This window comes from Planctomycetota bacterium (assembly GCA_035384565.1).
GTDB lineage: Bacteria > Planctomycetota > PUPC01 > DSUN01 > DSUN01 > DAOOIT01.
The window spans coordinates 1-3,403 of the sequence record DAOOIT010000148.1; the positions used below are offsets into that span (position 1 = coordinate 1).

Annotated in this window: 2 protein-coding genes; one reads left to right on the top strand and one right to left on the bottom strand. The window is 67.1% G+C overall.

Features of this window, described 5'->3' with window-relative positions; genetic code table 11:
* The first annotated feature begins 456 nt into the window (after window positions 1–456).
* A complete protein-coding gene (locus tag PLE19_23945) occupies window positions 457–1,911 on the top strand; it encodes a sulfatase (GenBank protein ID HPD18001.1) in 1,455 nt (484 codons plus the stop codon).
* 7 nt (window positions 1,912–1,918) lie between these two features.
* On the opposite strand, the gene PLE19_23950 is transcribed toward PLE19_23945, so the two are convergent.
* Window positions 1,919–3,373 (bottom strand): integron integrase, encoded by a 1,455-nt coding sequence (locus tag PLE19_23950; protein HPD18002.1) that lies wholly within the window; start codon window positions 3,371–3,373, stop codon window positions 1,919–1,921.
* Window positions 3,374–3,403: the final 30 nt, after the last annotated feature.

Consider the following 3,403-nt stretch of genomic DNA (forward strand, 5'->3'; position numbering starts at 1 on the left):
GACTCGCTGAAGCCCTATATGCGGGCGTATATCTCGTGAAAAGGAAACACCGTTGGCGCGGAAACAAAGGGACAGGTTTTTGAAGTATTCGGACGCGTAGTACGGCGGGACGTCCCGGACCGCCGGCCGTGACCCTGAGGCGTGACGCCCGTCTGCCGGGCGTCCGGGACGTCCGCCCGTACCTGCCCCGCGGTCTAACATGAGCGGAGCCCGCAACCCAATCGGAATGTTGGAATATTGGAAGGTTGGAATGATGGGCGTTGAATCCCAGACCGTCGCATCGATCTTCCACCATTCCATTCCAGTATTCCACCATTCCCAAGCATCTTGCTCTTTGTTGCCGCTACCGTTGCCGTTGTTGGCTTGCAAGGCACAAAAAGCGGGTAGACGCCCGTTCGCCGGCCTGCTTATAATGTTGCCACCGGATCTATGTGTTGTCCCACAAGGAGCGCGTCCATGTCCTTGCAGCATCCGTCACCCGCGGGCGGCGTCGGCCGCCGTGATTTCCTGCGAGCCGCCTCCCTCTCCGCGGGCGCCTGCGCCGTGGGCGCCGCCGCGCCCGCACGCGCCGCGCCGGCCCGGCCGCCGAATGTCGTCTTCGTCTTCGCCGACGAATGGCGCGCCCACGACTTCGGCTTCGCCGGCAATGCCGACGTGCCGACGCCCCACTTCGACGCCATGGCCCGCGACAGCCTCTGCTGCTCCTCCATGATCTCGGGCTGCCCGGTCTGCACCCCCTACCGCGCCAGCCTGCTGACCGGCCAGTACTGGCTCACGCACGGCCTTTTTTACAACGACAAGCCCCTCGGCAACCGCGCCGTCTCGCTCGCCCAGGCCTTCAAGGCCGCCGGCTACGACACCGCCTACGTCGGTAAGTGGCACGTCGACGGCCACGGCCGCGACGCCTTCATCCCCCGCGAGCGCCGCCAGGGCTTCGACTACTGGAAGGCATGCGAGTGTACCCACGACTACAACCGCTCGCTGTACTATGCCGACACCCCCCAGCCGCTCTTCTGGGAGGGGTACGACGCCGTGGCCCAGACCCGCGACATGCTCGCCTACATCCGCGGGCACGACCGCGCCAAGCCCTTCCTCTTCGTGCTCTCGTGGGGGCCGCCCCACACCCCCCACCACACCGCGCCCGACGTCTATAAGAAGCGCATCGCCCCGGCCGCCGAGCTGACCGTCCGCCCCAACGTGCCAGAAGAGCGCCGCGACAAAGCCCGGCAGGCGCTCGCGGGCTACTACGCCCACATCGCCGCCCTCGACGACTGCATGGGCGAAATCCGGCGCACCTTGAAGGAGACCGGTCTGGAAGAGAACACGATCCTCGTCTTCACCACCGACCACGGCTATATGATCCACTCGCAAGGGCAGCTCCACAAACAGATGCCTTGGGAGGAATCGATCCGCGTGCCTTTCCTGCTCCAGTGGCCCGCCCTGCGCGGCACCGCCGGCCGCACCATCGGCATGCCCATCAACACCCCCGACATCATGCCCACCCTGCTCGGCCTGTCCGGCGCGCCGATCCCAAAGACCGTCGAGGGCCGCGACCTCTCGCCGGTCTTCCGCGGCGAGCGCGAAGAGTCCGACGATCCCGCGCTGATCATGTGCCCTGTGCCCTTTCACCAGTGGAACTTCGCCAGCGGCGGCCGCGAGTACCGCGGCGTGCGCACGCGCACCCACACCTACGTCCGCGACCTCAAAGGTCCCTGGCTGCTCTACGACAACGCGGCCGACCCCTACCAGCTCAACAACCTCGCCGGCAAGCCCGAGGCCGCCGAACTGCAGGCGCGCCTGGAGGCCGAACTGGTGCGCAAGCTGCGCGAGACCGGCGACGAGTTCCGCCCGGCCCAGTACTACATGGACCAGTGGCACTACACCTGGGACGGCAAGGACGCGCCCGCCTGACGGGGCCTCATGGCGCCGGGTTTGCGGGCCGCGCGCACGCCCCCAGATCCAGCGGGCTGGCCCGCTCCTTCTGCGTGCGGCTCGGAACCGTGTGCGTGTAGATCATCGTCGTCCGCACGTCGCTGTGCCCCAGCATCTCCTGAATCGTCCGGATGTCATAGTTGGCGAGCAGGAGGTGGCTGGCAAAGGTATGCCGGAACGTATGGGCCGTGACGCGCTTGGTGATCCGCGCCTGACCTGCGGCTTGGTGGATGGCCTTCTGGACATGGCTCTCGTGCAGGTGGTAGCGCAGGCGCGCACCGGTCTCCGGGACCAGCGTCAGGGTCTTGGCCGGAAAGAACCACTGCCAGATCCACTCGCGCGGCGCGTTGCGGTATTTCCTCTCGAGGGCGCCGGGCAAAAAGACCCCGCCGAAGCCATCGCGGAGGTCCCGCCTGTAGAGATTCCCGACTCGGGCCAAGTGCGCGCGCAGCTCAGGCACGAGCACCTTCGGCAGGGGCACCGTCCGGTCCTTCTTGCCTTTCCCGTCATGCACGGTCAGCATGCCGTCGTCGAAGTTGAAGCACTGGACCCGCAGGTTCAGGCACTCGAACAGCCGGAGCCCGCAGCCGTAGAGGAGCCCGATGACCAGCCCGTACGGATACGCGGCTTGGGCGACCACCGCCTCGACCTCCGCGGACGAGAGCACCACGGGGATATGGCGCTTGCGCCGCGCCCGGACGATTCCCTCGGCCGCGTCGAACTCTTTCTTGAACACATGTCGAAACAGGAACAGGAGCGCATTGAAGGCCTGGTTCTGAGTGGAGGCCACGACCCGCTCGTCCACGGCCAGGTGCGTCAGGAAGTCCTTCACGTCCTGCATAACGATACCGTCCGGCGGCTTACCGGCGAAACCGGCGAACTGGCGCACCCATCCCGCGTAGGCGTCGAAGGTCTTGGGGGAGTACTGCCGGACCTTCACCTCCTCCTTGATCCGTACGATCACCGCGTCCCACGGCGACGCTCCGGGCCAGGGGGCCTTCGGCTCGGCCACCCGGTCCGGGCGCGCCCCGCCTACGATGACCGCGGGTTTGGCGCCGGCCGGCGGTCGGGGCTGGGCGGGAGGGGCCGCCTGCGGCGTGAAGGCGGCGGGCGCGGCCGGGGGCGGGGCAGGAGGGGCGGCGCGCGGCTCGATGGCCGAGACTGCCGGAACAGCCGCGGCCCGCGGCGCGGCCAGTTCCAGGTAGAGCCTCACGCTCCGGGCGGCCTGGGCCTGCTGCTCGGCAGATTGGTTCTTTGAGGCCAGCTTCAGAAGGAACGCCTGCAGGCTGTCCCTGTCCAGGGTTTCGCGACGGTACTTGTCGCAGAAGTCGAGGTAATACCGGAGCCACTTCACGTAGTCCCAGACCTCTCCTGCCGCCACCCCGCGCCTGCGGGCCTCAGCAAGAAACGCGTCCCGGACAGTTTGATCCAACGGTTTCATGTCCACCCTCTCTCCGACTATCCTTACAAT